The organism is Lentzea sp. HUAS12 (assembly GCF_024125735.1).
Classification (GTDB): domain Bacteria; phylum Actinomycetota; class Actinomycetes; order Mycobacteriales; family Pseudonocardiaceae; genus Lentzea; species Lentzea albida.
Window position 1 is genome coordinate 343145 of the sequence record NZ_CP099738.1, and the last position, 20928, is coordinate 364072.

Consider the following 20928-nt stretch of genomic DNA (forward strand, 5'->3'; position numbering starts at 1 on the left):
TTGTTGGTGCCGCCGCTCGCCACTCCGCTGGACGCGGTGTGGCGGCGGCGGGTCTGGGGTTGAGGACTACGAGTCGGTGACGGCGAAGGGGTTGGTGTCGGTGTGGTGGTGTCCCCAGACGCTGGCTTGGCCGAAGTCGTGGGGGACCCAGTCGTCGTCGACTGTGATGCCGCCGCAGCCGATTTCGAGGTGGAAGCCGCTGGGGTTCTTGACGTAGAAGGAGAGGGCTTTGTCGTTCATGTGGCGGCCGAGGCTGATGGAGACGGGGACGTTGTTGGTGTGGGCGCGGTCGTGGGCGCGGCCGACGTCGTCGATGGTGGCGTGCTCGAACTCGAGGTGGTGGATCGACGCGGTGTCCGCGGTGCCGAGGGCGATGCTGTGGTGGGTGGTGTTGCAGCGGAAGAAGAACAGGCCGGGTGAGCGGTAGTCGGTGAGCTTGAACTCGAGCACGGTTTCGTACAGCTCGCGCAGTTCGGGCAGATGCGGGGTGGCGAGGACGAGGTGGCCGAGTCCGGTGATGCCGGGTCCGCCGGTGGGGCGGTCGGCGGCGACGCGGACCTTGGTCTCGCCGATGGCCAGCTCGACGCGGAACCCGGCGGGGTCGGTGAACCAGCGCAGATGCGTGGCACCCCGCAGGTCGCGTTCGTCGTCGGTGCCGTCGGCGACGGTGTAGCCGGCGTCGGTGAGCCGGGTGGTGAGGCGGTCGAGTTCGGCGGGGGTGTCCACGACCCAGCCGATCTCACGCGGAGAGTCCACGCTGGAGGGATACAGCGCGACCCGGTACTTGAACTCGTCCATCTCGGCGAGCGCGATCGTCTCCGTACCCGCTTTGGCGTCGGAGACCCCGACACCCAGCGTGCGCCACAGCAGATCGGTCCACGCGTCGACCTCGGTGACGTTCAGGCCGACGTAGCCCAGCTTTCTGATACCCACCAGGTCACCCCTTCGCCGCGGCGGCCACGCCACCCTCGAGGAACTCGCGCACGATGTGGTTGAACTCGGGCGCGCGCTCGTACTGGACCCAGTGGCGGCAGTTCGGGAGGACGCGCAGCTCCGCGTTCGGGATGCCGTGCAGGATCCTGGGCGCCCACGCCAGCGGAACGGTCTGGTCGTCGCGTCCCCACACCAGCAGCGTCGGCGCGCTGATGAGGCGGAGGTCCGGCGTCAGGTCGCCGAAGTTCGGCGGGATCGGCAGCTCGGGGTGGGCGCGCAGGCTCGACTCGTACCGCTCGTCGATGAGCTCCTCGGTCGCCAGCGTCTCGTCGTAGACCATGAGGCGGACGAACTTCGCCATTTCCTCGCGCGACGGGTTCTTCGCGGCCATGTACCCGAAGAGGTGCTCCAGTCCGACGGGCCACGGCGGGGCGTCGGTCGGCAGCACCCCGCCCGGCGCCATGAGGACGATCCGCTCCACGAGTTCGGGGTAGCGCATGGCGATCCGCATCGCGACGGCGCCACCGTAGGAGTTGCCGACCAGGTGGGTCCGCTCGATCCCGAAGCTCTCCAGCGCGCGGACGACCCGGTCCGCCGCGTGGAAGATCAGCGGCTCGTCGGTCTCCGGCCGCTTGGAACCGCCCCAGCCGGGCAGGTCGACCACGATGTTGCGGAAGTCCCCGAACGCGGGCAGGTTCCCGCCGAAGTTGCTCATCCCGGTGGCGCCCGGCCCGGAGCCGTGCAACCACACGACCGGATGACCCGTACCGGTGTCGGTGTAGGCCAGCTCCGCGTCTCCGACATCCACTGTGCTCGTCATGGTGCGGTCCCATCGTGTGTATGTAACGCTCACTCTACATCGGTGGGAAGATCGTATCCAGAGTCCGGCGGAAGTCGTGGCCGGGCTGCGTTCCGTTCGCGCCCAGGCCGCAGCCGGCCGGCGGTGCCGACACTCCGGTCGCCCGTTGACAGACCTCCGGCAAGGTCCACTTAATATGGCCTCATGGTGAGGGAATCCGGCTCCGCGCCGACTGCCGCCGGTTTGAGCAGTCGCGACGACATTCTGAACGCGGCTCGTGCTCTCATCGGCGAAAAGGGCTATGACGGCATGGCCGTCTCGGACCTGTGCGCGAAGTCGGGACTTCCGGCGAGTTCGATCTACTACCACTTCGGCAACAAGCTCGGTGTGCTCGCGGCACTCCTGGAGCGCACGTTCGAGGAACTGCACGCGCTGTTCCCGAGCCCGTCGGCTTTCGACCACCTGGCCCCGCTGGAGCGGCTGGAGACGTGGTTCACCGCGGCGTGCAAGTCCCTCGACGAGCGGCCGGACTACCTCCGCCTGCTCGTCGCCGTCGCCGTCGGCCCGCAGAAGGACGCCGAGGCGGTCCGGGCGACCGTGCGCCGCATCCGGGACAACGCCCACGGGTCCTGGGTGGACGCGCTGACGCCGATCTTCGCGCCGGACGGTGCCGAGGAGGACAAAGCCCTGGTGGAGGAGCTGGCGGTGCTCGGGCGGGCGCTGACCGACGGCCTCGCCGTGTCGAACAGCTTCGACGGGGTCTCCTACAGCTCGGAGGTCGGCGCGTTCCTGTCGCTGGTCCGCAGCCTCGCGAAGGCGCGCGGCGTCGCGGGGGCCTGACGTCCCGCCGGTCATGACGAGAACGGCCCGCCCCGGACACGTGTCCGGGACGGGCCGTTTCGGTTCTGCGGGCGTTCCGGCTCGCGGACCGGGAGATTGGCGGCGGAGCGGGGACGAATTAGCGTCGTGGGACGTTTCCACCAGAGATCCGGGAGGCCACGATGAACGTCCGGGAACAGGTGCGGCCCGACGAAACCCCGACCGACGAATTCCCCACGCTGTGCAGCGCCCCATTGCGCGCCGAGTGGTTCGACGACGCGGAAATGGTCGGATCGGTCATCGTCAGGGGTACGGACTGACGCCCTGACCGGACCCTCCGGTCAGGAGAGGTCCTGCCACCACCACGCAATGCTCGGCGGTACCGGCCGGCCGTCGTGCCCAGCGGGTTGCTTCGCCCAGTCGACGTCGACGGGAGCGGACCCGGTCTCCGGAAGGGGACCGTCACTGAGGTACCGGGGGATCGTGAGGCCCCACTCCGCGTTCCCGCGGATCGCCCACCGCAGGCCCTGCAGGTAACGGCGCAACGCCGCACTGCCACCTCGCCTCGCCTGCTCCTCCACCTGCAGGAAGCGGCAGAAAACGCGGTCGCGCAACGCCGTCGCCTCCGCGATGGCCTCCTCCAGCGACAGGCCCTCACCCATGAGCGCGGTGAAGACGTTCTGCTCGGTCTGCCCCAGGCGCAGCTCCTTGACGATCGACTGCCTGTCGTTGTCCAGTGCCACCACCACGATCACCATCTCGGTGAGCGCCCGCACCGCGGGGGAGTCCCACTCGGCCGCGGGGACCTCGTTGCGGTGCGCGAACTCCAGCGCCGCGATCAGCGGTCCGACGCCCACGGCGCCGCGCCGCATCAGCAGGTACCCGTCCAGTCCGGGGAACACGTTCCTGCTGCGGTTGCTCACCTGCCACTGCACCCCGAACAGGTACGCGCAGTGGGCGGCGTGCATCCGCTGCAACTGCGTGGGGGTGCCGAGCCGGTGGAACCGCGCGGAGACGTCCTGCATCGCCACGAGGTAGTGGTCGAGCCGCGGGTCACCCGACCTGAGCAGGGTGGGCACCTCCCACGCCCGCTGGACGTAGCCCGCGACCTCCGCGAACTTCGCGGGCTGGTCGCACGTTTCGCCGTTGTCGCAGTAGTTGTCGTCGAAGGCGAACGCCCAGTACGTCCACAGCGCGGTGGCCAGCAGGCGTTCCTCGTCGGCCTCCGGGTAGTACCTGCCGCAGAAGTCGGCGCTCTTCGTCGCCAGCAGCCAGGCGCGTTCCTGCTCGGTGTCGTACAGGCGGTGCTGGTCGATCCACTCCGCCGATCGGGCTTCCACGCGTTCCGTCGCCGGGTTGAGCTCGCCCTCGACCGGGCAGTAGATCAACGGCAGGTCGACGTCGTCGATGTTCAAGGACGGCAAGGCATTTCCCCTTCTGCTCACTTGCTCCTGCTGATCATGTAGCGGGCGAGGGCCTCGAGCTCCGCCACGGCGCCGGGTTCGCCGCCGATCTCGTCGAGGCTGCTGACGGCCAGGTCGTACTGGCGCCGTGCCTCGGCCGTCGTCTCGTCCCGGCCACCGGCCCGGTCGGCCAGGGCCACCGCGTGGCCGAGGTTCGCGGTCGTGACCGCCCGGTCGCGGTAGAGCCCGGCCAGCTCGTCCCCGGCCGCCGTGCCGGACCGCATCGCCGCCAGCACGGGCATGCTCTTCTTGTAGCGCAACAGGTCCGCGCCCACCGGCTTCCCGGTGACCTCCTGGTCGCCGAAGATCCCGAGCAGGTCGTCCACGAGCTGGAACGCGAGACCGACGTGGTGGCCGAACGCGCGCAGCGCCGCCACCTGACGTGCATCGGCGCCTCCTGCGAGGCCCCCGAGGGCGCACGAGCCGGACAGCAGCGCGGCCGTCTTGCCGGCCGCCATCTCCAGGTACTCCTCCGGCGACACCTCGGCCGTCTGCTCGAACGTCATGTCCTGGAGCTGGCCCACGCAGAGGTCGATGACGACGGAGTTGAGCTCGGCGCTCATCAGCGCCGCGTTCTCGGTGCCCTCCCGCAACAGGACCCGGTTGGCCAGCGACAACATCGCGTCACCCAGCAGGATCGCGTAGGGGACGCCGTACTGCGCCCAGACGGTCGGCCGGCCGCGGCGCACGCGGTCCTGGTCCATCACGTCGTCGTGGACGAGCGAGAAGTTGTGCGCCAGTTCGACCGCGGCCCCCGCGTCCACTGTGGACCCGGTGGCCGCACCGCCCACCGCCCGCGAGGCGGCGAACACGAACGCGGGCCGCACCATCTTCCCCGGTGACGCCGTGATCGGCGTGCCCCCGGCGTCCCAGAAGCCGAAGTGGAACCCCGCACCCGCGCACAGCGGCTGGGGGAGTTCCGAGAGCGCCGACCGGAGGCGGCGGCTGACGCGTTCCGCGGTGGAGCGCAACGCGTCCGCGACCGGAGTCGTCGCTGAGTCGGTGAGTGTCACGGGACCCACTCCTTCGAGTGCGCGTGCCGGCAAGATCAGGCAGGACGCTAGGGGAGTGGCGCACGGCGGCGCGACGCACCGTTCCGGCTCGCAGAACGGTTTTCCGGCCGGACAGCGGTGGTTCGTTCGTCCCAAGAGGACGCTGTAGGGGTCGTCAGATCCAGTTCGGCGGCGAGGCGCGCAGGTGGTCGGTGTGACAGCGCCACGCCACCTCGGCCAGGTTCAGCGCGGCCGCCGAGACGCGCTGCAGCGGCTCGCACTCGAACTTCCCCGCGAGGACGTCGCCGAGCGAGCCCCCGCGGTCCGCCACCAACACGTTGATGGCGTCGAACAACGCGCCACTGCGGTCGGCGGAGAGGCCCAGAGCGCATTGCAGTTCGCGGAACACGAGGAACTCGGCGGAGTTCGCGTCGTGAAGGCGATGTTGAATGGTTCCGAACGTTCCGCCCGGTTCCTGCTGGGGCGCGGCGGAACTCGCTTCCAGTGATTCCAGCAGTTTGACGGAGTGTTCGAGATCGTCCGCGCACCGGCCCAAATCATCGCAGGAAGGATTGGAGATCATCAGGACCGCGGACGCCTTCACGCTGTCGAGCACTTGCTGCAGAAGCGACTCTTGTCGCGTCATGTCGGAACCAGGTGTGCCAGAGGGCCCGGCGATGGTGGCTGACATCGCACGTCGTCGCTCCAATGCCCGCACCGAAGCGGGGGCGGTTCGGTGTGTTATCCCTGGTCAGATCAGCTGGCCACGCTAGCACCCGGGAGCGGGGCGGTCGACGATCAGCCCCGGATGTCCCCCGCCTGGACTAATTCACCCGACCACCGGAACCGGTCACGACGAGGATTAGGGGATTGCCCTAGGGAGGCCCCCGGGAAACGCTCCTACGCTCGCTGCAATTCCTCACGTATCGCTGGCGGAGGTCGATACCGTGCACGAGCTCACGCGTGTTTCAAACGATCAAGCTGATCTGCCCCAGGTGGGCGCGGCGGCGAAAGCGCTGCTGCTGCTCGGGGCTTTCGAGAGCAGGACGGAAGTGGTGGGCGTTTCGCAGTTGGCGCGCAGGCTGTCGTTCCCGAAGTCGACGGTTCATCGCGTTTTGAGAGTTCTCGTGGACGCCGGTTTCGTCCACCAGTTGCCGTCGGGTTACCAGCTCAGCGACCAGGCCGCGCGGCTCGGCAGCTCCGCCGTGACGCGGTCGGTCACCGCGCTGCGCACCCTGCTGCTCCCGTGCCTGGTCGACTTCCACCAGGCGACCGGCGCCCCGGTGTCGCTGTCTGTGGTGGAGGGAGGGCTGGTGCGGTGCGTCGAGAAGGTGCACGGCATGCGGCAAGGCGTTCTCGCGCAGGCGTTCCCCGACGACGTGCCGGCGCACCGCAGCGTGGCGGGCAGCGTGCTGCTGGCGTTCGGCGCCTCCAGGTGCGAGGAGGGCATCGGCGACCTGGCCCGCCTCCACCTCGACCGCGTCAAGACCCAGGGCGTCGCCGTGGAGCCCGTGGCGGGCACCCTCGGCTTCAGCACCGTCGTGGTGCCGATCCTCGACGCGGACCGCCGCGCCGCGGCCGCGTTGTCCGCACTGGTACCGGCGTCGCCCGCACGCCTGGAGTCGCTGACGACACGCCTGCGTTCGGCGGCCCACACCTGCGGCGTCATCCTCACCGCACACCGCAGGCGCGCCACGACGGCAGTGCCCGCGGCGTGACCTGAGACGGTGCTCCACGGCGGTCGAGCACCCGGTCGGCAGGGCACCTCAGCGCGGAGGCGAACCCTGTAGACTGACCGTTCTATCTGCTACCATTGCGCCAATGGTGCACAACGTTCGAGGTCAGGTCTCCGAAGCGCGGTCGCGCCTGCTCTCCACGGCGACCCGGATCTTCTACTCGGAGGGCCTCCACTCCGTCGGGATCGACAGGATCGTCGCCGAGGCCAAGGTGACCCGCGCGACCCTGTACCGGCACTTCGCCAGCAAGGACGACCTGGTCGTCGCCTACCTCCAGACCGTCGCCCAGATGGACCGCGACCAGGTCGAGCAGGCCCTCGGGAGCGGCCTCCCCGCCGACCAGGCGCTGCGGGCCGTCGCCCAGGGCATCGCCGCGGGCATAGAGTCCGTCGGCTTCCGGGGCTGCGCCTTCCTCAACGCCGCGGCGGAGTTCCCCGACCCCGCGCACCCCGTGCTGAACGCCGTCCTCGAGCACCGCGCGTGGTTCCTGCAGACCATCACCGACCTGTTCGCGCAGATCGAGGAGAAGTCGGCCGCGGCCGCCGCCCGGCACTTCGTCATGCTGCGCGACGGGGCCATGGCGGCGGGGTGCCTGACGGACCCGGCGGCGGTGGGGGCGACGTTCCTCGCCGGTGTCGAGGGGCTGCTGACCTACCGGTCGGGCGCCGAGTCTTAGGGGCTGCCGGTGGGTGGTCGGCGGGGCGCCGCTATGAGCGGCGGGGTGGTGCGGCTCTCTCGCCGCACCCTCACCGCCATCCCTCACCTCACCGCGCCGCGAACGGCCCACCCGCCCCGAACGCGTACCGAGCGAACCGCTCCCCGATCAACCCGTGCGTCGCCGTGTCCGGGTGCAGCGCGTCGGGCAGCGGGTGCGTGACGGCGTCCTGCTCCCCGTAGAGCCGCAGCCCGTCGAGGTGGTGCAGGTTCGGGTCGTCCGCCCGCCGCTCGGCCAGCGACCGCAACGCGTCGCGGATGATCCGCAGGGTCAGCTGCGGTGCCGGGCCGTGTGGGCCCGAGGCCGCGAACGTCACGGTGCCGGCGGCGTCGGTGTGCATCTTGCCGGGGCCCGGCGTGTCCTCGTGCGTGCCGCAGAAGATCGGTGACACCAGCAGCAGCGGCGTGTCCGGGTGGCCGTCGCGGATCGTGTCGAGGAAGCCGTGCACGGCGGGCACGAAGGCGCGCAGGCGCATCGCGTCCAGGTTCACCACGTTGATGCCGAGCTTCACGCTGATCAGGTCCGCCGGCCGGTCGCGGATCACGCGGGCGACGAACTGGTCGGCGAGGGCGCTGCCGCCGAAGCCGAGGTTGTGCAGTTCGACGTCGCCCAGGCGGGCCGCTACCACGGGCCAGATCCTGGTCGGCGAGGTCGCGTTCGAACCGTGGCTGATCGAACTGCCGTGGTGCACCCAGATCCGCTTCTCCGCCGCGACGGGGTGCACCGGCGCGTCCGTGCGCAGTGCGACGACCTCCACGCCTTCGTTGTGGGGCAACCAGATCTCGACGAGCTTGTCGCCGCCGGGAAGGTCGTCGAACCGGACGGTGGTCGCCTGCCCCGCGTGGAACTCCGAGGTGCCGGTGGCGAGGTCGATCTCCACGTGGTCGCCGCCGTCGAGCCGGGTGCCGGCGACCAACATGCCGTCCACGACGAGGTCGACGCTGCCGCGCGGGCGCGAGGTGCCCCGGTACGAGACGCGGGTCGGGTGAAGGTCCAGTTCGACGGTGCGCGCCTCGGTCGTCATCACCACGCGCACGCCCGACGGCTGGCTCTCCGCGGCCATCAGCTGGGGGTCGGGGAACAGTGTGCGCACCCGGCTTGGCAGGCGGTGCGGCCGCAGGCCGCGGCCGGTGTCCTCCAGTTCGGCGGCGCCGCGCACGAGCGCGTCGGTCAAGGGGGTGGTGATCATGAGCTGTCCGTTCCGGAGTGCGCGGGCCAGGCCCGCAGCAGTGCGTCGAGAGCGATCACGGTCCTGTCCCACGACACGTCGGGCGCGGGGGAGCTGTGGTCGAAGTTGCCGGTGCGCTCGAGGGCCAGGAACCCGTTGATCGTGCTGCCCAGCAACCGCACGGCGTGCACGTGCTCGTCCTGCGGCACCGGGTAACCCCTCAGCACCGCGCCCGCCTGCGTGGACATGTTCCGCGCGGCGTCCGAGCGCACGACGGCCTCGCCCGCGCGGCGCTGCAACGACTGCCAGCGTCCCGGCGACTCCTGCGCGTACGCCCGGTACACCGCCGCGTACGCGCGCAACGCGTCGAGGCCCGAACGTCCGGCGATCGCCGCCGCGACGAGGCCGGCGAGCTCGCCGAGTGCGAGCGCGGTCATGCCGTCCCGCAACGCTTCCAGGTCGCGGACGTGCGAGTACAGGCTGGGCGCCTGCACGCCGAGACGCCGGGCGACGGCGGACAGGGTCACCTTCTCGAACCCCGCCTCGTCCGCGAGGGCCGCGGCGTCGGCGATCACGACGGCGGCACTTAATGGAGGGCGCATGACCGCATCCTACAGCATGTAGGCCATAACCTACTGTCCATAGGGGACGATGCGGCTCACTTCAGGTTCGCGACGGCCTCGCGGATCAGCCGCCAGAACTTCGGCACGTCCAAGGTGAGCGCGATGTCGGCGTTCGGCTCCTTGCCGAGCATGTCGTGCAGGTCGACCGCCGTGGCGCCGGACGTGAACTCGCCCTTCGTCTCGACGTCGACGTGGCTGCGTCGCACCGTCGCGACGGTCCGGTCGATGGCGATCGCCACCGTGATCGGGTCGTGCAACGGCCCCTCGGGCATGTTCTCGACCGCCTCGTAGGTGCTGCAGAAGAAGCGGAGCAGCTCCACCCCGAACGCGCTGGTCTCGTTGCCGATCGCGCCGATCGACTCGATCACCTGCTCGGTGATCAGGGCCTGGTGCGAGATGTTGAGGCCGACCATCGTGAGCGGCAGCCCGGACTTGAACACCAGGTCGGCGGCCTCGGGGTCCACCCAGGCGTTGAACTCGGGGTAGGCGCCGACGTTGCCGCGCCCCGTCGAGCCGCCCATCCAGATGATCTCCTTGATCCTGCCGCGGAGGTCGGGCCGCTGCTCGAGCAGCATCGCGATGTTGGTGAGCGGCCCGGTCGGGATCAGCGTGACGGGCTCCGGCGACGCCTCCAGCAGGTCCGAGATCAGCTCGATCGCCCCGCGCCCGTCCGGCGGCACCGCCGGCTCGGGCAGTTCGGGACCGCCGAGCGCGTTGTCGCCGTGGATCCAGGTCGCCGGCGTGAGCTCGCGCCGCAACGGCCTGTCGGCACCCGCGGCCACCGGCACGCCCTCGACACCGGCGACGGTCAGCGCGACCCGCGCGTTGAACGTCGTGTGCTCCAGGCGGCCGTTTCCCCCGACGGTCGTGACGCCGAGCAGGGTGATCGCCGGGTCGCCCGCGGCCAGCCAGAGGGCGAAGACGTCGTCGTGTCCGGGGTCGCAGTCGAGGATGACGGGAGTCGGCATGGCGCTCCACGGTAGACGAGTGGAATCGTCTCCACCGGGTTCGTCTCACCCAAGCGCGCCTCAGGTGTCCGCGGTCCGCTCTACCGCAGCCGACCGGAACCGCCCCGGCGACACCCCGTACTCCCGGCGGAACGCCGCCGACAGCGCGAACTCCGTCGAGTACCCCACCTGCGGCGCGATCCGCGCCAGCGACGCGTCGGTCTCCCGCAGCAGCTGGGCGGCGCGGCTGAGCCGCCACCCGGTGAGGTAGGTCATCGGGGCCTCGCCGACCCCGGCGGTGAAGAGTCGCGAGAACGCCGCCCTGGGCATTCCGGCGGCCTCGCTCAGGCGGCCCACGGTCCACGGGTGGTGCGGGTTCTCGTGGATCTCGCGCAGTGCCGCGGCGACGCCGGGGTGGGAGACCTCCGGCCAGGTCCCGGTGGTGTTCTGCTCGTGCCACTGGCGCAGGACGTGCACGAGGACCAGGTCCAGCAACGCGCGCAGGGTGGCGGCGGAGCCCGGTTGCGGCTTGGTGACGTGCGCGGCGAGCAGAGAGATGACCGCGCGGGTCTCCGGGTGGCGTTCCTCGTCCGGGGACACGGCGATGAGGCCGGGCAGCGTGCGGAGGTAGCGGGGTGTGCGGGCGTGGTCGAGCCGGTAGTTGCCGCACAGGAACTCGAACGACGCCGGGCCGGGGCTCGGCGGGAGGTCGCCCATCTCGATGAGCGGCAGGTCCGCCAGGTCGCACGGGGTCTCGCTGAGGCCGTGCGCGCCGCCGGCCGTCGTGAGCACGATGTCGCCGGGGCGCAGGAACACGGGATCGCCGTCGCCGACGAGCCAGCAGACGCCGTGCAGCAGGACGTGGAACCCGCTGCCGGCGAACGCGGGGAACCGGACGCCCGGGGCGTCCTGCCTGATCAGGCGCGCTCGCGCGTCTCCTACCCGGACGGTGCGGATCACCTCGCTGATCAGGTCCACACCGGCGATCGTAGTGAAGCGCGCATGAACCGGTGGCGTTCGCGCATGGCACGGGGCGCGGGCACGGTGCTTGAGTCGATCAGGTGATCAACGAGGTCCTGCGCGCGCATGCCGCAGAAGTCGAGAAGAACGAGCGGCCCGCCCCGGAAGGGCTGGCCGCGTTGCGGGAGAACGGCGTGTTCGCGTTGCGCACGCCGCAGGCGCACGGTGGTGCGTGGGCCGGTGCGGAAACGATCGCGCACCGGTTGGCGGAACTGGGGCGTGCCTGTCCGTCCAGCGCGTGGGTGGCCGGCACCTGCGTGACGAGCAAGACGCTCGCCGGCGGTGTCTTCGACCGGGCCGGGAAGCCTGAGTTCTTCGCCGACCCGGACGCGCTCTTCTGCGGGTCGGGGGTGCCCGGCGCCCGCGGTGAGCGGGTGCCTGAGGGCGTGCGCGTCACCGGGCGCTGGCCGAACGTCTCCGGTTGCGAGGACGCGGAGTGGGCCGGGCTCGCGGTGATGATCGACGACGCGTTCTCCTTCGCGCTGGTGCCCACGGCCGAGCTCGTCGTCGAACGGACCTGGACCGCGGCCGGCATGCGCGGCACCGGCAGCCACACCCTCATCGCCGACGACGTCCTGGTGCCGGCCGAGCGGATCGCCGGGGCGGCGCCGTTCACCCCGAACGACATGATGCTGTTCGCCATCACGGTCCTCGGCCCGGTCGTGGGCGCCGCGAGGGGAGCGCTCGACGCCGTGACCGCCATGTTCGCCTCGGACCGCAAGCCGTTCATGACCGCGTACACGCGCATGGGGGAGTCGGCGGGAGCCCGGCACTGGCTGGCCGAGGCCAGCTACCTCGTGGACCGCGCCGAGCACGCCATGCTCGCGGTGGCCCGCGAGGCGGACTCCGCCGAACTGTCCCCTGTGGACGTGCCCCGCCTGCGCAAGGTCCTCGCGGAGGCGGGGCAGGACTGCCGCACGGCCGTGGAGCGGATGCTCGACCTGCACGGCGCGAGCGGGTTCGACCGGGCGAACCCGCTGCAGCGCTTCTGGCGGGACGTCGCCGTCGGCAGCCGGCACCCGCACCTCAACCCCTACCTGGCGGTCGAGAACCTCGGCACGGCACTGGCGGGGTAGCCCGGCCGGACGCCGGCGGCCAGCTCCGCGGTGAGCCGGGTGAGCGCGTCCCGGTCGCCGTCCAGAAGCGTTGCCACCAGAGCGGATCCGACGATGACACCGTCGGCGAACGCGGCGACGTCCGCTGCCTGCCCGGCGTTCGCGACGCCCATGCCGACGCAGACCGGCAGGTCGGTGAGCGCGCGCAGCCGGCGGGTCAGCACCGCGGCGGCCTCGTCCACCGACTCGCGCGCGCCGGTGACGCCCATCAGCGCGGACGCGTAGACGAAGCCGGTCCCGGCCGCCACCGTCTCCGCGAGGTGCTCGTCCGTGCTGCTGGGCGCGACCACGAACACGGTGGCCAGGTCGTGCTCCGCGGCCTGCCGCCGCCACTGCGCGGACTCCGCCACCGGGAGGTCCGGCAGCACGCAGCCCGCGCCACCCGCGGCGGCGAGCTCCCGCGCGAACCGCTCGACGCCGTAGCGGGACACCGGGTTCCAGTACGACATCACCAGCACCGGTGTGCCCGTGGCGGCGTGGACCTCCCGCACCGTGCGCAGCACGTCCGCGATCCGCACCCCGCCGCGCAACGCGATGTCGTCCGCCGTCTGGATGACCGGGCCGTCCAGCACCGGGTCGCTGTGCGGCAGGCCGACCTCGACGACGTCCGCGCCGGCGTCGACGGTGGCGAGGATCGCGTCGATTCCCCCGTCCACCGTGGGAAAACCGGCCGGCAGGTAGGTGACGAGCGCGGCTCGGTCTTCCCGTCGTGCCCGCGCGAGCGTGTCCGTGAGGAGCCGCAGGTTCCCGCTCATCGCGCGGCCTCCAGTCCGAAGTGGGCGGTCGCCGTGTCCATGTCCTTGTCGCCGCGGCCGGACAGGTTCACGAGGACGAGCGCGTCCGGGCCGAGTTCGGCGCCGACCTGGAGCGCGCCCGCCAGCGCGTGCGCGCTCTCGATCGCGGGGACGATGCCCTCCGTTGTGGCGAGCAGCCGGAACGCGTGCATCGCCTCGTCGTCGGTGACCGGGCGGTACTCCGCGCGGCCGGAGGTGTGCAGGTGCGCGTGCTCCGGTCCGACGCCGGGGTAGTCGAGCCCGGCCGAGATCGACCAGGCCTCGACGATCTGGCCCTCGTCGTCCTGCAGGACGTAGGAACGGGAGCCGTGCAGCACTCCCGGTTCACCGGCCGTCAGCGACGCCGCGTGCTCGCCGCTCCCGACCCCGCGCCCGGCGGCCTCGCACCCGATCAGGCGCACCGGGTCGTCGAGGAACGCGTGGAACAGGCCGATCGCGTTGGACCCGCCGCCGACGCAGGCGATCGCCGCGTCGGGCAGCCGCCCGGTCCGTTCGAGGAGCTGGCGGCGGGCCTCGACGCCGATGACGCGCTGGAAGTCGCGGATCATGGCGGGGAACGGGTGCGGCCCGGCGACCGTGCCGAACAGGTAGTGCGTGTCCCCGGTGCGCGCGACCCAGTCGCGGAACGTCTCGTTGATGGCGTCCTTGAGGGTGCGGGAGCCGGACGTCACCGGGACGACCTCGGCGCCCAGGAGTTCCATCCGCGCCACGTTGACCGCCTGGCGGCGCATGTCCGTCTCTCCCATGTAGACGGTGCAGGAGAGGCCGGTCAGCGCGCACGCGGTGGCGGTCGCGACGCCGTGCGAACCGGCGCCGGTCTCGGCGATGACCCGGGTCTTGCCCATCCGCTGGGCCAGAAGTGCCTGGCCCAGCGCGTTGTTCACCTTGTGCGAGCCGGTGTGGTTGAGGTCCTCGCGCTTGAGGAAGATCCGCGCGCCCCCGGCGTGCCCGGCGAACCGGGGTGCCTCGGTCAGCGCGCTCGGCCGGCCGACGTAGTGGGCGAGGAGGTCCTCGAACCGCGCGACGAACGCGGGATCGGCCTTGGCCCGCTCGTACTCGGCGGCGACCTGGTCGATGGCGGCGACGAGCGCCTGCGGGACGAACCGGCCGCCGAACGCGCCGAAGTACCCGTCACCGCTGGGAAGGCTTCCCGGGGCGGCCGGGAAGAAGAAGTCGTGCTCCATGGCGATGTGCTCCTGACCCGGAACCGTCGGTCCCGGGTGGTGTCGTGAGTGGTCTGGGAGTCAGCGATCCCGCGCGACGCGCGGCGCACGACGCCATCGCATCCCGTTGACCTGGCCCGCCTCGGAGCCGATCACGTACCGCACCCTGCGTCCCAGCACGCGCCGTGCGGGCGCGCGGCAGCCACGCGGCCGACGGCCACGGGCGAGACGGACGGTGAGGGGCACGGTGCCAGGTTTACCCGTTCCCACGCTGTTCCGGCAAGCGCGTTGCCCCCGCCGGGTGTGACGGGCGAGATAGTCGACACTGTGCAGATTTTTATCTGCACGGTGTAGATTTCAGTGCATGACCACACGAACGTTTCTGATCACCGGGGTGAGCAGCGGGCTCGGCAGGGCCTTCGCGCAGGGCGCGCTGGCGGCCGGCCACACCGTCGTCGGCACCGTGCGCAGGGCCGGTGACCTCGCCGATTTCGAGGCCCTGGCCCCAGGGCGTGCCCACGCACGGCAGATGGACGTGACCGACGACGAGGCCGTCTTCTCCGTCGTGGGAGAGGTCGAGAAGACCGTCGGCCCGATCGACGTGCTGATCGCGAACGCCGGCTACGGCCACGAGGGCGTGTTCGAGGAGTCCTCGATGGCCGAGCTGCGCGCGCAGTTCGAGGCCAACGTGTTCGGTGTCGCCGCCACCGTCCACGCGGTGCTGCCCGGCATGCGCAAGCGGCGTTCGGGCCACATCCTCGCCGTGAGCTCGATGGGCGGGCTGATGTCCGTTCCCGGCCTGTCCTACTACTGCGGCAGCAAGTACGCGGTGGTGGGCATGATGGAGTCGCTGGCCAAGGAGGTCGCGGGTCTCGGGGTCAAGGTGACGATCATCGAGCCCGGCTCGTTCCGCACGGCCTGGGCAGGTCGCTCGATGGTCCGCAGCGAGCGGTCGATCGCCGACTACGACGAGTTCTTCGGGCCGATCCGCGAGGCCAGGCAGGCCGCCAGCGGCAACCAGCTGGGCAATCCCCAGAAGGCCGCCGAGGCCGTGCTCGCGGTGCTCGACGCGGAGAAGCCGCCGGTGCACCTCGTGCTCGGCTCGGACGCGCTGAGGCTCGTGGCGAACGGCCGGGCGGCGGTGACCGCGGACATCGAGGCGTGGGAGGAGCTCTCCCGGTCGACGGACTTCCCGGACGGCCACCAGATCGCGTCGAACTGACCGCGTGACATCCTGGACAGGGGGCCGCGGTGGTGCCCGATGACTTGCGGAGGTGGACGGGCGATGCCCGAGTCGGTCAGGGCGGGCCGCCGCCGTTCCGCCGCACCGTCCAAAGGGGACCTGCGCGAGCTCAAGATCCTCGAGGTCCTCGGGGACCTGCTGGCGGTCAAGGGTTTCGACGCGCTCACGACCGCGGACATAGCCGAACGCGCGGGGCTCTCCCGCGGCTCGATGTACTTCTACTTCAACTCCAAGCAGGAGGCGCTGGTCGCCCTCTTCGCGAGGACCGTCGAGGCGCTGCGGGAGAAGTCGCGCGCGGCGGCGGACGACCCGGCGGCGCCGCGGGAGGCGATCGCGACGGTCATGAGGCGCACCAGGGACCGCTGGCACGAGCACGGTCTCATCATGCGCGTCGCGATCGACCAGTCCCCGGCGATTCCCGAGCTGAGCGCCCTGTGGCAGGAGACGGCGGACATCTTCATCGACGCCATCGCGAAGATCCTGGTGCGGGCGGGCGTCGCGGCGCACGAGGGGCCGGACGGGGCGCAGGCCCTCGCGCGGGCGCTGTGCTGGATGGTCGAACGGAGCTTCTACCACGCCTCGGCGGTGTCCCCCGAGGCGCTCGACGAGGCGTGCGAGACCTGTCAGGTCGTGTGGCTGCGCGTGGCCGGACTCGATTCCTGAGCCGGGCGGACGCCGTCGCGCGGATCGCGGCCGGCGAACCCGAGCAGCCGGTCGACCGCCGGGGCGTCGTCCGGCACGGGCACACCGGGCCCGATGATGGCGCTGCCCTGCACGGAACGCAGCCGGGACGCCGTCACGTTCACCAGCACCTCCGCGACGGGTTCGGGGATCGGTTGCGCCGCACCGATCCCGCTGGCGACGTCCCACGCGTGCAGGGCCAGGTCGCACGCCATCTGCCAGCAGTAGTGGACCGCGGGCGTCTCCCCGAAGGAGAGGTGCACGGTCCACGTCGTCGCGCCGGGCACCGTCCAGGCCGCGTGCGCCGCCGCGGAGGCCCGTTCCCAGGCGCCGACCGGGTCGTCCCCGAGCACGTCGCCGTCGTAGCGGTCACCCACCGCGGCCATGGTCTGGCCGGCGAGCACGTGCGGCACCCACAGCGCTTCGGAGACGAGGTGGTTGACCACGTCCCGCACGCTCCACTCGGTGCACGGCGTGGAGGCGTCCCACTGGTCGTCGCGGATCCGGTGCACCAGCCGGTCGAACGTCCGGAGCGACTCCTCGTAGACCTTCAGCGGGTTCCCGTGCTCGGACAAGGCCCGTCCTCTCCTGTATGTAACGACCACTCTACACAGGTCAGGACTCGATGACGGCGGTCAGGGCCGCCGCGAACGGGCCGGGGTCGACGTCGCCGCGCACGGCCAGCTGGTTCGCATAACCGTTGCACAGAGCCACGAACGCCTCGGCGATCCGTGCCGCGTCCTCCGCCGACCTGCCTGGCAACAGGGTGGCGACCGCGGCGCGCAGGTCGTCGAGCTGCTGCCGGACGACGGCGGCGAGCGCGGGAGAGACGGCGGCCTCGGCGTAGATCTGGGCGACCAGCCGGGCGTGGTCGTGCTCCCGCGCCGCCGTGCGCACGTCCTTGAGGAAGTCGAGGACCGAGGCGGCCGTGAGCTCGCCGGGCAGGGTGTCGCTCGTCTGCTCGCAGATGGCGGCGACGATCTGGTCCTTGCTCTTGAAGTAGCGGTAGATCGCCCCGGTGGACAGCCCCGAGGCCTCGACGAGGTCGGGCATGGAGGTCCGCGCGAAGCCGTGGCTCGCGAACCGGGCACGGGCCGCGTCGATGATCTGCTGACGGCGTGCGTCGAGGTGGGCCTGGGTGACCTTCGGCATAAAGAACGACCATTCGTTTTTGTAGTAGCGTCACGACCGTACCCCATGGCGAGTCATCAGGAGGATCTCCGTGCGCTACCAGGCCTTCGGGCGGAACAGCGGGTTGCGGGTCTCGGAGTACGTGCTGGGCACGGCCGGATTCGGGTCCGCGCCGGGCGCCGCGGGCGTGGACGGGGCGAAGGCGGTCTTCGAGGCCTTCGTCGCCGCCGGCGGCACCACGTTCGACACGTCGAACATCTACCAGAACGGCGAGGCGGAGACGCTGCTCGGCGAGTTCCTCGGCCGCGACCGCGACGACTTCGTGGTGATCACGAAGTACAGCGGCAGCAGGCAGGACCGCGTCCGGCCGGGCACCACCGGCAACAGCCGCAAGACCATGATCCGCTCGGTCGAGGAGAGCCTGCGGCGCCTGAGGACGAATCACGTCGACGTCTTCATGCCGCACTTCCCCGACGGCGTGACGCCGATCGCGGAGATCCTGGCGGGCTTCGAGGACCTGGTCCGCGCGGGCAAGATCCGTTACGGCGGCCTGTCGAACTTCCCCGCCTGGCGGGTCGCGGGCGCCGCGGTGAGGGCGGAGCTCGCCGGGGGTCCGCCGCTCGTGGGCATCCAGACCGAGTACAGCCTGGCCGAGCGCTCCGCCGAGCGTGAGCTGATCCCGATGGCGGACGCCCACGGGCTCGGCGTCGTCCTGTACTCCCCGCTGGCGGGCGGCCTGCTGACCGGCAAGTACCGGCGCGGTGAGCAGGGACGGCTCACCGCCAGGGGCGTGGAGGGCGACGCCCGGCGGGACGCCGTGCTCGACGCCGTCCTCGCCGTCGCCGAGGAGGTGGGCACAGGCCCGGTGCAGGTGGCGCTGGCCTGGTTGCGGCAGCGCGCCGCCCGCACGCGGACCTCGATGATCCCCATCGTCGGCCCCCGCACGCCGGCTCACCTGGAGGGATACCTCGACGCGCTGTCCGTCGACCTGGGTCACGACCACTACCGGTTGCTGGACGAGGCCGCCGCGATCCGGCTCGGTACACCCCACGAGGACGTGGCGGGCGCGCTGGCCCACGGCGTCGACGGCGAGCGGAGCCTCCTCGACGCCCCGCCGGTGCCCGTGGCCTGACCAGGCCGGCGACGCACCGGGTGGGGGCACTGCGCCCTCCCACGCGGGTCGAAGCGTCCATACCGTCGGTGTCATGACCAGTCCTCGCACAGCACGGGTGCGGTGAACGCACTCCGGAGCCGGCGAGGACGGCCCCTTCGCGGCGGGCACACGCCCGTCACACCGACGCACACGCCGAAAGCAAGGCCGCGCAATGACTTCGACAACCAGGACGCAGGCCCGCACGTGGGCCGGAGTGGTCACGCTGCTGGCCGGCACGCTGTTGCCGCCGCTGGACTTCTTCATCGTCAACCTCGCCATCCCGTCGATCCAGCACGACCTCGGCGGCGGGGACACCCTCGGCCGGCAGATCGTCGCCAGTTACGCCGCCACCTACGCGGTGATGCTCACTCTCGGCGGCCGGCTGGGAGATCTGCACGGACGGCGGCGGGTCTTCCTCGTCGGTCTGGTCGGGTTCGCGCTCGCCTCACTGCTGTGCGGCGTGGCCACCGGACCCTGGACGCTCCTGGCCGGGCGCGTCCTGCAGGGCGTCACCGCCGCCCTGATGGCGCCGCAGTCACTCGCGCTCATCCGCGCCGCCCTCGACGGTCGTGACCAGCGGATCGCCCTCGGCCTGCACGGCGCCACCTTCGGGCTCGCCGCCGTCATCGGCCAGTCCCTGGGCGGACTCCTCGTCACCGCCGACATCGGGGGCCTGGGCTGGCGGGCGATCTTCCTCGTCAACCTCCCCGTCGCCGCGCTGGCCCTGCTGGGCGGCTTCTTCCTGCGCGACCCGCACAGCGGGGGTGCGCAGCGGCTCGACCGGACCGGCGCCCTGCTGCTGCTCACCGGTCTCGCCGGGATCGTCGTCCCGCTGGTCGAGGGTCCCGATCTGGGCTGGCCCCTGTGGTGCCTGGTGTCGCTCGTCGCGGCCGCCGGCGTGCTGATCCGGTTCTGGCGGCACGAATCCGCCCTCGGTGCCAGTGGCTCACGCGCTCGCGTCATGCCGCTGGTGCCGCCCAAGGCGGTCACCGCGCCCGGAGTGCGGATCGCGCTGGTGTCGGTCGCCCTGTTCTACTCGATCGCCGGGTTCTTCCTCGTGTTCTCGGAACACGAGCAGGCCGTTGGGCGCACGCTGGTGCAGGCGAGCCTCGACATCCTGCCGCTGGGCATCGGCTTCCTGATCGGACCGCTGGTCGTGCCGCACCTCGTGCGGTTCGTGCCGCGGGGGATCGCCGCGGCCGGCCTGGTCCTCGAGACCATCGGCTTCCTCGCGTTCGCGGGGCTCGTCACCGCGCTGGGCCAGACCCCGTGGGCCGCCGCACCCCTGGCGCTCATCGGGTTCGGCCAGGGGCTCGCCCTGCCGTCGCTCATTCGCCTCACGGTCACCCTCGTCCCGCGCGCGTTCGCGGGCCTCGCGAGCGGTCTGGTCAGCGCGACCCTCCAGATCAGCGCCGCGCTGTCGGTCGCGGTCATCGGCGGCACCTTCTACGCGGTGGCCGGTGCGCACGGGTCGACCCGCGCGATCGCCGCGGTGTCGGTCATCATCGCGGTGCTGTTGTCCATCTCCGCGCTGCTGTCGCTGCGGGCCGAGCGCGTCACTCCCGCGGAGGCGTGAGAGCAGGCACGCGGGTCCTGGACGAGTGGGTCCTGGGCCCGCGTGACTTGGTGACGGGAGAATCCGTTGCGCCGATCAGTCAGGACTCACGCGGGTCCTGGCTGTGCCGCAGGAAACCCTGCAGCAGCCCGCACGTCCACTCCGGCTGGTCGAGCGGCACCAGGTGCGCGGCGCCCGGCGCGACCACGAGGCCGCTCGCTCCCATGCCCTCGAGCAGCGCCTCCCCGCCGGTGACGAAGTCCGGGAAGTCCTGCGCTCCCACCACGACCAGCACCCGCCCGGCCAGCGGCCGCAGCCGCCGAGGGTCCGGGTCGTCGGCGCGGGGCGGTTCTCCGTGCGCCCGGCGCAGGTGCAGGTTGCCGCGCATCATCGTCGCGGCGTGCTCCTTGACCGCCGGTGACGCGTCGGGCGACACCCACGCCCGCACACCGGCCCGCACGGCGCCGTCGAGGTCGTCCGCGGCGAGCCTGCCCCGTTCGCGTCGCAGCGCCGCGGCGAACCCGTCGGTCTGCGGCTGGTCGTGCCGTCGGTAGCCGATGGCGACGAGCGACCGCACCCGGCCCGGTGCGGCGGCCGCGATCTGCAGCGCCACCAGCGCTCCGAGTGAGTTGCCCGCGATGTCGAACCGGTCGATCCCGAGGTGGCCCAAGGTTTCCAGCACGTCGTCGGCCGGTGGGGCGGTGTGGTGTGCCGGCAGCACGGCGGCACCGTGTCCCGGCAGGTCCAGGGCGACCGCGCGGAAACCCGCCGCGGCGAGCAGCGGCAGGTGCCGCCGCCACATCGTCCTGTCGGCGGGACGGGCGTGCAGCAGCACCACCGGCCGGCCGCTGCCGAGTTCGTCGTGGGGGAGCAGCAAC

General features: G+C 71.6%; 24 protein-coding genes. 9 read left to right on the plus strand and 15 right to left on the minus strand.

The genetic code is table 11. From position 1 onward, the window contains the following. Positions 1 to 66: 66 nt before the first annotated feature. Positions 67 to 933 carry a VOC family protein gene (locus ND450_RS01625; RefSeq protein WP_253324381.1) on the minus strand — a complete coding sequence of 289 codons (867 nt, stop codon included), beginning with the start codon at positions 931 to 933 and terminating at the stop codon, positions 67 to 69. A gap of 4 nt (positions 934 to 937) precedes the next feature. Continuing rightward, entirely contained in the window at positions 938 to 1753 is an 816-nt protein-coding gene (locus ND450_RS01630) for an alpha/beta fold hydrolase (RefSeq protein ID WP_253324382.1), read from the minus strand. Between the two features lie 183 nt (positions 1754 to 1936). Between ND450_RS01630 and ND450_RS01635 the strand changes: the two genes are divergently transcribed. Both ND450_RS01635 and ND450_RS01640 read left to right on the plus strand, forming a co-directional pair. Further along, positions 1937 to 2572, plus strand: coding sequence for a TetR/AcrR family transcriptional regulator (locus ND450_RS01635; protein ID WP_253324383.1), 636 nt, complete (start codon positions 1937 to 1939; stop codon positions 2570 to 2572). Between the two features lie 161 nt (positions 2573 to 2733). Beyond that, positions 2734 to 2871 (plus strand): hypothetical protein, encoded by a 138-nt coding sequence (locus tag ND450_RS01640; RefSeq protein WP_253324384.1) that lies wholly within the window; start codon positions 2734 to 2736, stop codon positions 2869 to 2871. 21 nt (positions 2872 to 2892) lie between these two features. Here ND450_RS01640 and ND450_RS01645 read toward each other — a convergent pair whose 3' ends face one another. The 3 genes from ND450_RS01645 to ND450_RS01655 all read right to left on the minus strand — a co-directional run bounded on the left by ND450_RS01645 (position 2893) and on the right by ND450_RS01655 (position 5697). After that, a complete protein-coding gene (locus tag ND450_RS01645) occupies positions 2893 to 3966 on the minus strand; it encodes a hypothetical protein (protein ID WP_253324385.1) in 1074 nt (357 codons plus the stop codon). Between the two features lie 26 nt (positions 3967 to 3992). Next, positions 3993 to 5027 carry a polyprenyl synthetase family protein gene (locus tag ND450_RS01650; protein ID WP_253324386.1) on the minus strand — a complete coding sequence of 345 codons (1035 nt, stop codon included), beginning with the start codon at positions 5025 to 5027 and terminating at the stop codon, positions 3993 to 3995. A 154-nt stretch (positions 5028 to 5181) separates the two neighbouring features. Continuing rightward, positions 5182 to 5697 (minus strand): hypothetical protein, encoded by a 516-nt coding sequence (locus ND450_RS01655; RefSeq protein WP_253324387.1) that lies wholly within the window; start codon positions 5695 to 5697, stop codon positions 5182 to 5184. Between the two features lie 256 nt (positions 5698 to 5953). Here ND450_RS01655 and ND450_RS01660 point away from each other — a divergent pair, with 256 nt between their 5' ends. After that, entirely contained in the window at positions 5954 to 6724 is a 771-nt protein-coding gene (locus ND450_RS01660; RefSeq protein ID WP_253324388.1) for a helix-turn-helix domain-containing protein, read from the plus strand. Between the two features lie 103 nt (positions 6725 to 6827). After that, positions 6828 to 7418, plus strand: coding sequence for a TetR/AcrR family transcriptional regulator (locus tag ND450_RS01665; RefSeq protein WP_253324389.1), 591 nt, complete (start codon positions 6828 to 6830; stop codon positions 7416 to 7418). Positions 7419 to 7506: 88 nt separating this feature from the next. On the opposite strand, the gene ND450_RS01670 is transcribed toward ND450_RS01665, so the two are convergent. From ND450_RS01670 to ND450_RS01685, 4 genes are read right to left on the minus strand one after another with little or no spacing between them, the layout of a single operon-like run. Further along, entirely contained in the window at positions 7507 to 8646 is a 1140-nt protein-coding gene (locus tag ND450_RS01670; RefSeq protein WP_253324390.1) for a GDSL-type esterase/lipase family protein, read from the minus strand. Beyond that, positions 8643 to 9227: a TetR/AcrR family transcriptional regulator gene (locus ND450_RS01675; protein ID WP_253324391.1), complete on the minus strand. Its 585-nt coding sequence runs from the start codon at positions 9225 to 9227 to the stop codon at positions 8643 to 8645. The genes ND450_RS01670 and ND450_RS01675 overlap by 4 nt, the downstream gene beginning before the upstream one ends. 56 nt (positions 9228 to 9283) lie before the next feature. Continuing rightward, complete coding sequence (locus tag ND450_RS01680) at positions 9284 to 10216, minus strand: nucleoside hydrolase (protein ID WP_253324392.1); 933 nt, start codon at positions 10214 to 10216, stop codon at positions 9284 to 9286. Between the two features lie 60 nt (positions 10217 to 10276). Continuing rightward, positions 10277 to 11173 carry an AraC family transcriptional regulator gene (locus tag ND450_RS01685; protein WP_253324393.1) on the minus strand — a complete coding sequence of 299 codons (897 nt, stop codon included), beginning with the start codon at positions 11171 to 11173 and terminating at the stop codon, positions 10277 to 10279. An 83-nt stretch (positions 11174 to 11256) separates the two neighbouring features. Here ND450_RS01685 and ND450_RS01690 point away from each other — a divergent pair, with 83 nt between their 5' ends. Further along, on the plus strand, positions 11257 to 12291 hold the full coding sequence (locus ND450_RS01690) for an acyl-CoA dehydrogenase family protein (protein ID WP_253324394.1): 1035 nt from the start codon (positions 11257 to 11259) through the stop codon (positions 12289 to 12291). On the opposite strand, the gene trpA is transcribed toward ND450_RS01690, so the two are convergent. Genes trpA through trpM form a run of 3 tightly spaced genes read right to left on the minus strand, consistent with a single transcriptional unit; the run spans position 12249 to position 14557 of the window. Continuing rightward, positions 12249 to 13085 (minus strand): tryptophan synthase subunit alpha, encoded by an 837-nt coding sequence (trpA, locus tag ND450_RS01695; protein WP_253324395.1) that lies wholly within the window; start codon positions 13083 to 13085, stop codon positions 12249 to 12251. The genes ND450_RS01690 and trpA overlap by 43 nt on opposite strands. Then, entirely contained in the window at positions 13082 to 14308 is a 1227-nt protein-coding gene (trpB, locus tag ND450_RS01700; protein WP_253324396.1) for a tryptophan synthase subunit beta, read from the minus strand. Before trpB ends, trpA begins: the two co-directional genes overlap by 4 nt. Positions 14309 to 14368: 60 nt before the next feature. Beyond that, positions 14369 to 14557: a tryptophan biosynthesis modulator TrpM gene (trpM, locus tag ND450_RS45940; RefSeq protein ID WP_089916167.1), complete on the minus strand. Its 189-nt coding sequence runs from the start codon at positions 14555 to 14557 to the stop codon at positions 14369 to 14371. A 94-nt stretch (positions 14558 to 14651) separates the two neighbouring features. Here trpM and ND450_RS01705 point away from each other — a divergent pair, with 94 nt between their 5' ends. Next, a complete protein-coding gene (locus tag ND450_RS01705; protein ID WP_253324397.1) occupies positions 14652 to 15509 on the plus strand; it encodes an oxidoreductase in 858 nt (285 codons plus the stop codon). A gap of 63 nt (positions 15510 to 15572) precedes the next feature. Continuing rightward, entirely contained in the window at positions 15573 to 16193 is a 621-nt protein-coding gene (locus ND450_RS01710; RefSeq protein WP_253324398.1) for a TetR/AcrR family transcriptional regulator, read from the plus strand. On the opposite strand, the gene ND450_RS01715 is transcribed toward ND450_RS01710, so the two are convergent. Both ND450_RS01715 and ND450_RS01720 read right to left on the minus strand, forming a co-directional pair. Further along, positions 16154 to 16786 carry a TIGR03086 family metal-binding protein gene (locus tag ND450_RS01715; RefSeq protein WP_253324399.1) on the minus strand — a complete coding sequence of 211 codons (633 nt, stop codon included), beginning with the start codon at positions 16784 to 16786 and terminating at the stop codon, positions 16154 to 16156. The genes ND450_RS01710 and ND450_RS01715 overlap by 40 nt on opposite strands. Before the next feature lie 40 nt (positions 16787 to 16826). Continuing rightward, complete coding sequence (locus ND450_RS01720) at positions 16827 to 17363, minus strand: TetR/AcrR family transcriptional regulator (protein ID WP_253324400.1); 537 nt, start codon at positions 17361 to 17363, stop codon at positions 16827 to 16829. A 70-nt stretch (positions 17364 to 17433) separates the two neighbouring features. On the opposite strand from ND450_RS01720, the gene ND450_RS01725 reads away from it, so the two are divergent. Both ND450_RS01725 and ND450_RS01730 read left to right on the plus strand, forming a co-directional pair. Further along, positions 17434 to 18474: an aldo/keto reductase gene (locus ND450_RS01725; RefSeq protein ID WP_253324401.1), complete on the plus strand. Its 1041-nt coding sequence runs from the start codon at positions 17434 to 17436 to the stop codon at positions 18472 to 18474. Between the two features lie 193 nt (positions 18475 to 18667). Next, a complete protein-coding gene (locus ND450_RS01730) occupies positions 18668 to 20071 on the plus strand; it encodes an MFS transporter (protein WP_253324402.1) in 1404 nt (467 codons plus the stop codon). A gap of 79 nt (positions 20072 to 20150) precedes the next feature. Here ND450_RS01730 and ND450_RS01735 read toward each other — a convergent pair whose 3' ends face one another. Further along, a complete protein-coding gene (locus tag ND450_RS01735) occupies positions 20151 to 20927 on the minus strand; it encodes an alpha/beta fold hydrolase (protein ID WP_253324403.1) in 777 nt (258 codons plus the stop codon). Position 20928: the final 1 nt, after the last annotated feature.

Excerpts from the sequence above, each read along its gene's own strand:
- ND450_RS01640 (WP_253324384.1), top strand. The coding sequence starts at position 2,734 with ATGAACGTCCGGGAACAGGTGCGGCCCGACGAAACCCCGACCGACGAA.
- ND450_RS01630 (WP_253324382.1), bottom strand. The coding sequence starts at position 1,753 with ATGACGAGCACAGTGGATGTCGGAGACGCGGAGCTGGCCTACACCGAC.
- trpB (WP_253324396.1), bottom strand. The coding sequence starts at position 14,308 with ATGGAGCACGACTTCTTCTTCCCGGCCGCCCCGGGAAGCCTTCCCAGC.
- ND450_RS01665 (WP_253324389.1), top strand. The coding sequence starts at position 6,828 with ATGGTGCACAACGTTCGAGGTCAGGTCTCCGAAGCGCGGTCGCGCCTG.
- ND450_RS01720 (WP_253324400.1), bottom strand. The coding sequence starts at position 17,363 with ATGCCGAAGGTCACCCAGGCCCACCTCGACGCACGCCGTCAGCAGATC.
- ND450_RS01675 (WP_253324391.1), bottom strand. The coding sequence starts at position 9,227 with ATGCGCCCTCCATTAAGTGCCGCCGTCGTGATCGCCGACGCCGCGGCC.
- ND450_RS01730 (WP_253324402.1), top strand. The coding sequence starts at position 18,668 with ATGACTTCGACAACCAGGACGCAGGCCCGCACGTGGGCCGGAGTGGTC.
- ND450_RS01710 (WP_253324398.1), top strand. The coding sequence starts at position 15,573 with ATGCCCGAGTCGGTCAGGGCGGGCCGCCGCCGTTCCGCCGCACCGTCC.
- ND450_RS01635 (WP_253324383.1), top strand. The coding sequence starts at position 1,937 with ATGGTGAGGGAATCCGGCTCCGCGCCGACTGCCGCCGGTTTGAGCAGT.
- trpA (WP_253324395.1), bottom strand. The coding sequence starts at position 13,085 with ATGAGCGGGAACCTGCGGCTCCTCACGGACACGCTCGCGCGGGCACGA.
- ND450_RS01670 (WP_253324390.1), bottom strand. The coding sequence starts at position 8,646 with ATGATCACCACCCCCTTGACCGACGCGCTCGTGCGCGGCGCCGCCGAA.
- ND450_RS01680 (WP_253324392.1), bottom strand. The coding sequence starts at position 10,216 with ATGCCGACTCCCGTCATCCTCGACTGCGACCCCGGACACGACGACGTC.
- ND450_RS01655 (WP_253324387.1), bottom strand. The coding sequence starts at position 5,697 with ATGTCAGCCACCATCGCCGGGCCCTCTGGCACACCTGGTTCCGACATG.
- ND450_RS01705 (WP_253324397.1), top strand. The coding sequence starts at position 14,652 with ATGACCACACGAACGTTTCTGATCACCGGGGTGAGCAGCGGGCTCGGC.